The following is a 6,000-nucleotide window of genomic DNA, read 5'->3' on the forward strand; positions in this document are numbered from 1 at the left end:
ATGAAATATTATCAAAGTATTGTAGTTGGCGGAGGTCATGCCGGTGTAGAAGCTGCTTTAGCTTTAGCAAAGCAATCTCATAAAACTTTGTTAATTACTGGCAATTTACAACAAATAGCATCTCTTCCTTGTAATCCTTCTATAGGCGGCCCAGCTAAAGGTGTGGTTGTGAGAGAAATTGATGCTTTAGGCGGTATTATGGGAAAAGCTGCTGATATTTGTCAAATTCAAATGAAAATGTTAAATACTTCTAAAGGGCCAGCTGTAAGAAGTTTAAGAGCTCAAATAGATAAAATTAAATATCCCCAATTTATTTTGCAAACACTTAAAAAAACTTCTAATTTAACTTTGATAGAGGATTTGGTCGAAAATTTAATTATTCAAGAAAATGATTCATGTGTTAAAGGAGTTAAATTAATTAGCGGTAAGATTATTTATAGCGATATTGTTATATTAACTACAGGAACTTATTTAACAAGTAAAGTTTTAATAGGTTCTAAAATTATAAATTCAGGTCCTAATAAATCTCCTACCACTTATGGTATCAGCGAACAATTAAAAAAATTTGGAATGGAAGTTATTCGTTTAAAAACAGGAACTCCTCCTAGAGTTCATAAAGATACTATTGATTATAGTAAAACTATTGAACAAGCAGGTGATAAAGTTTTCCAAACCTTTAGTTCTCCTTCGGTTATTAATGATTTAGGTGTACAGAAATTATGTTTTTTGACTCATACTAATGATGATACTCATCAATTAATTCGTAAACATTTACATAAATCGGCGATGTATAGTGGTTATATTTATAGTTCTGGTCCTCGTTATTGTCCTTCTATAGAAGATAAAATAGTAAGATTTTGTGATAAAAACAGACATCAATTATTTATTGAACCTGAAAGTTTGTTGTCCGACGAAATGTATTTACAAGGGCTTTCTATGAGTATGCCTTGCGAAGTACAAGAGGAAATTTTAAAAACTATTCCAGCTTTTGCAAAAGCAAAAATTCTTAAATACGCTTATGCTATCGAATATGATGCTTTTAATCCAAATCAACTGTTTCATACTTTAGAAAGTAAAAAAATTAAAAATTTATTTTTAGCAGGCCAAATTAATGGTACTAGCGGTTATGAGGAAGCTGCCTGCCAAGGATTAATTGCAGGTATCAATTCAGCCTTAAAAATTCAAAATAAACCTCCTTTTATATTAAAACGTAATGAAGCTTATATTGGGGTTTTAATTGATGATTTAATTAATAAAGGGACTTATGAGCCTTATCGTTTATTAACTTCTAGAGCTGAATTTCGTTTATTATTGCGGCATGATAATGCGGATTTAAGATTAATGCCTTATGGTTTTAAATTTGGTTTAGTTGATGAGAAGACTTTTGATTGGTTAAAGAAAAAACAAATTCAAATTGATTCTTTAAAAGAGAGATTAAGTAATTTTTATTTAGATATAGATGATTTTCGTAAATTAAATATTAATTTTGGTTCTCGTCGTATGAGTTTATATCAATTATTAAAAAGATCTGATTTAAATGAAGATGTTTTATATAAATTGTTTTCACATCAATATTCTGTGGATATTCTAGAACAAGTAGGAATTCAAATTAAATATGAAGATTATATTTTAAAATCTGAAAAAGAAGTTAAAAAAAATTCTTATTTGGAAGAAAAAATAATACCTAGTAATATTGATTATCGAATTATTAATAATTTATCCCAAGAAGCGAAAGAAAAATTAACTAAAATCAAACCTTTTAATATAGCTCAAGCTTCTCGCATTTCCGGAGTTAATCCTGTTGATATTAATATTTTATTAATTTATTTACAAAAGTATAGTAATTCTCATGTATAAATTATTTCTACAAAAAAAATTCAAATTAAACCAATCACAAATGATGAAGTTTCACATATACACTAAATATTTATCCGAGTTCAATAATCAAATAAATTTAACTTCGATATTAGAGCCAGATTTGGTATATATTAAACATTTTTATGATTCTTTATTAGTTTCTTCTTTAGTTGATTTTGATCAAATTAATTCTTTATGTGATGTAGGTACGGGAGCAGGTTTTCCGGGAATTCCTTTAAAAATTGTATTTCCTCATTTAAATTTAATTTTGATTGAATCTTCTTATAAAAAAACTATTTTTTTAAAAAGTTTAGTTAAAAAATTATCTTTAAAAAATGTTTATATTTATAACCGGAAAATAGAAAAACATAATCTTCGATATGATTATCTTATAGCTAGAGCTTTAGGAAAATTAAATATTGTTTTAAAATTGGTTTATCCTTTGTTAAATAATCAAGGTAGTTTTATTGTAATGAAAGGCCCTAATTATAATAGAGAGTTTATAAATGATAATATTTTTGATAAATTTCGATTAAAAGATAAGCAAATAGTGAACTTACCCAATCAATTAGGTACTAGAGTGAATTTGTTATTTAGTAAATTGATATAATTTGGGTTTTTTAATTACGATCGACAAATTTATAATGTCTGATTATATTTATTGATTGTAATTAATAGTTTTTTCTTATTTATTTAAATTTAATTTTTTGATTGTTATCTTTTAGTTATATGCGAATGGCATTTTTTGATAATAATAATTTAATTTAAAATTTAAATATATATATATAGAAAGCGCTATTAGAGAAAATAATAATAATGAAATTCTATCAAAAAAAGTTTAATATTTTCGACTATTATATTGATAGTATTTTCAATAACTTAATTATTAATCAAATTAATTTAAATATTTTTAAATGTGATTTTGGAATAATTTTAGTAGTTCGCTCGGGTTATATCTAGTTAATTTTGATTATTTAATAAATTTTAATAAAAATTAAAATTTATTTTTATTTGTTTTTATTTAAGATTTATTTTTCGCAGTAATTTAATATTTTGTGGAATTTAGTTGATTTTTATTAATTATTTTATGTTATATATTCGTTTAAAAATAATTTAAGTAATTTTGATTTATTTCAAAAAACTATAATTAAGAAATCAGAATTTAGTTATTAAATTATTTATTATTTTTGATTCGAAAATAGAAAAAGGAATTAATATAGAATTTCATGAATAAGTTATGGGAAAATATTTCTTATATTTTAATGTCTTGTTTTATTACTGTTAGTGTTTTTTTGATAGGAATTATTATTTTTAATTATGATGAAATTAATGACTATAATAAACTTCATAATGATTCTCGAAGTATTCAAAAAAACCCGAATATTAAAAAATCTCATAAAACCGTATTACAAAATGACGATCCTTCATCCTATAATTATATACTTCAACAAGAAGATCCTTTATTATTAGAAAATGAAGAACCACGGAATCAAAATAACCAACAAGCAAATTCAGAAACTGCTATATCAAGTTTTTCAGCAGTCACTAGTCAAAAATTAAATTCAGATTCCTTAGAAAATGAAGAATCACGAAATCAAAATAACCAACAAGCAAATTCAGAAACTGCTATATCAAGTTTTTCAGCAGTCACTAGTCAAAAATTAAATTCAGATTCCTTAGAAAATGAAGAACCACGAAATCAAAATAACCAACAAGCAAATTCAGAAACTGCTATATCAAGTTTTTCAGCAGTCACTAGTCAAAAATTAAATTCAGATTCCTTAGAAAATGAAGAATCACGAAATGAAATTACTGCTTTCAGTAAAAGACACTTTTATAATCCGGAATTTGTAGAATGTATTCGAAAAGTTTTAAATTGTGAATTAGTTGAGTGGAGAAATATTAAAAATTTACATCCTGAAGATTTATTTTCGTTTTTTAAAGAAGAACCTAATAAATTTTTTAATGAATATCAAAGAAAAATGATTGTTAAAGATTATTTATCTGATTCTTATATTAGAAGATTATTAAAAGAATATATTCATCACGATTATATTAATTTTCAAGAATTATTTGCATTTGGATTTACTTGGTCACAATTAGCTTTTTATTTTGATTTTCAAAATGAAAATTTTTATCAATATATTGAAAAAATTTTAGAAGGTAAAAATTTTGTATTGAGAACATCAGTTTCAAATCCTTTACAAAGTCATGATTTACTTGTATTTTTTGATGAAGAACCTAATAAATTTTTCACTCCACAACAGCGAAGTTTTATTGTTAAATCTTATTTAAAAAATATTGATATTCGAGAACTTTTAAAATGGTATATCAAAGAAAATCCTCAACGTATTTCACGATTGTTTAGATTTGGATTTTCCGAAAAAGATCTAAGAAAATTTAAAATTTTGAGTTAAAAAATTTTTATAACTTTTTATAAATAAAATATCTTGTTTTTGGAAAACAAAATATTTTAGAAGGTAATTTAAATTTGTATAATAATATTGATTTTGCTTTTAGATTAATTATTTTCTTTTCGAATTAATAATTATAAATTATTTTTAATTTTATTGATGAAATATTTTTGATTGTTATAGAGTTATTATTTTTTATTTGGTAAAATTAATCGAGATTAAATTTTAAAAAGTTTATCTCGATTAATTTCTTCTTTTTTTACAATAAATTCCTTAATAAAGAAAGTTATAAAATATTTTATGAATATCAGAAAAATTTTTAATTACAAATTGATTGTATGTATTATAAATTTATTATTGATAAGTGGAATGTTTTTTGCTATTTATTCTAATTATCAAACGCAAAAAAATTCTAATGAAATGACATTATTTACCAAAGGTAAAGTTCTTAATAAATATAATGATGATTTAAAAAGAATTGTTCCTGAAACACAATTCACTTCGATTGATCAAGAACTTTTTAAAAGTGTTGCAACCAAAAGAAGAGAAAAAATTTTTCAAAATGATGAATTAATAGGATTTAAAATATATGAACACGAAGGTGATGAATTTCCTGTTGTTTTTGAAGAATATAATGATAAAAATTTTATAATACGAGTTACTAAATATAATATTTCGAACGGTTTTAAGTTATATAATATTAAATATATTTATGATAGATCAAAAGTTATTCATAAAATTAAAGAAATTTATAATGATTTACAACAAATTAGTCAAATAGAAATATATAATGTGAATTATAGTAGTTTTGATAAATCTAATGAATTATTAAGTAAAGTTACTAAATATAATAATTCTAATAATGTTTCGTATACTATAGATTATATCTATGACAAAAATCAAAAAGTTATTCGTACTAACAAAGATATTTATAAAGATAAAGGTAAACGTCTGTTTACGGAAGTTTACGATATTAAAGATAATTCCAATATATCTGTTTTGAGAAAAAAAATTCGTTATTCTTTGAAAAGTGGTATAATTGAAGCTATTTTTCACTATTTCGATACAAAAGATAATAAAAAAACTATAGTTAAACAATTTTTTGTAGGCGGTATTCTTGATAAAACCGTTAAAGAAGAAATCGATTTATTAGCTAATAAAAAAATTAAAATAGTTTATCAAGATCGCAATGACGAAATATTTAAGATTATTAAATATGATTTGAATCGACAAATTTGGTGTTCAGATGTTTATAAAAATAAAGTTATTGTAGATAGACGTTGCGAAGATAAAAAAGATAAAAGCAATCGTTCTTATAAGCATTATCAAAAATTACAAAACAAAGATGATTTAGTTCTTATTGATGAACAATTTATTGATGAACAAAATAATGTTTGGAATAAACAATATATTTATAAAGCTAATGGTGAATTAGATCATTTTGTGTTGAAACAAATATATTATTAAAAATATTTTTTATTGTTTTTTGGATAGAAAAAGTAATTAATTTATAATAAATTCAAATTTTAATTGAAAATTAAATTTTTTAAAATTTACTTTTTTTATTTATTATAAAATATTAATAAATATTTGATAATTTCCAAGAAACCTAAACATTTAGTGATTTTACCAATCACTAATACTGATAAACACTAAAAAAGTTAAATAAGGCGCCTAGAAAATAATTTTAGAAATTAAAACCAGTTTAACGAGTATTATTGTGATAAAG

General features: G+C 22.8%; 4 protein-coding genes. All 4 read left to right on the forward strand.

Annotation, left to right across the window (positions count from 1 at the left end):
• The 4 genes from mnmG to OC701_RS00630 all read left to right on the forward strand — a co-directional run bounded on the left by mnmG (window position 1) and on the right by OC701_RS00630 (window position 5,738).
• Entirely contained in the window at window positions 1-1,857 is a 1,857-nt protein-coding gene (mnmG, locus tag OC701_RS00615; protein WP_304514185.1) for a tRNA uridine-5-carboxymethylaminomethyl(34) synthesis enzyme MnmG, read from the forward strand.
• The gene (rsmG, locus tag OC701_RS00620; RefSeq protein ID WP_304514186.1) at window positions 1,850-2,467 is read left to right on the forward strand and encodes a 16S rRNA (guanine(527)-N(7))-methyltransferase RsmG; all 618 of its coding nucleotides are present in this window, start codon (window positions 1,850-1,852) and stop codon (window positions 2,465-2,467) included. Before mnmG ends, rsmG begins: the two co-directional genes overlap by 8 nt.
• A gap of 616 nt (window positions 2,468-3,083) precedes the next feature.
• On the forward strand, window positions 3,084-4,274 hold the full coding sequence (locus OC701_RS00625) for a hypothetical protein (protein ID WP_304514187.1): 1,191 nt from the start codon (window positions 3,084-3,086) through the stop codon (window positions 4,272-4,274).
• A 297-nt stretch (window positions 4,275-4,571) separates the two neighbouring features.
• Window positions 4,572-5,738 carry a hypothetical protein gene (locus OC701_RS00630; protein ID WP_304514188.1) on the forward strand — a complete coding sequence of 389 codons (1,167 nt, stop codon included), beginning with the start codon at window positions 4,572-4,574 and terminating at the stop codon, window positions 5,736-5,738.
• Window positions 5,739-6,000: the final 262 nt, after the last annotated feature.

The organism is Candidatus Phytoplasma bonamiae (assembly GCF_030586845.1).
In the GTDB taxonomy this organism is placed as follows: domain Bacteria; phylum Bacillota_I; class Bacilli_A; order Acholeplasmatales; family Acholeplasmataceae; genus Phytoplasma; species Phytoplasma bonamiae.

Excerpts from the sequence above, each read along its gene's own strand:
- mnmG (WP_304514185.1), top strand. The coding sequence starts at position 1 with ATGAAATATTATCAAAGTATTGTAGTTGGCGGAGGTCATGCCGGTGTA.
- rsmG (WP_304514186.1), top strand. The coding sequence starts at position 1,850 with ATGTATAAATTATTTCTACAAAAAAAATTCAAATTAAACCAATCACAA.
- OC701_RS00625 (WP_304514187.1), top strand. The coding sequence starts at position 3,084 with ATGAATAAGTTATGGGAAAATATTTCTTATATTTTAATGTCTTGTTTT.
- OC701_RS00630 (WP_304514188.1), top strand. The coding sequence starts at position 4,572 with ATGAATATCAGAAAAATTTTTAATTACAAATTGATTGTATGTATTATA.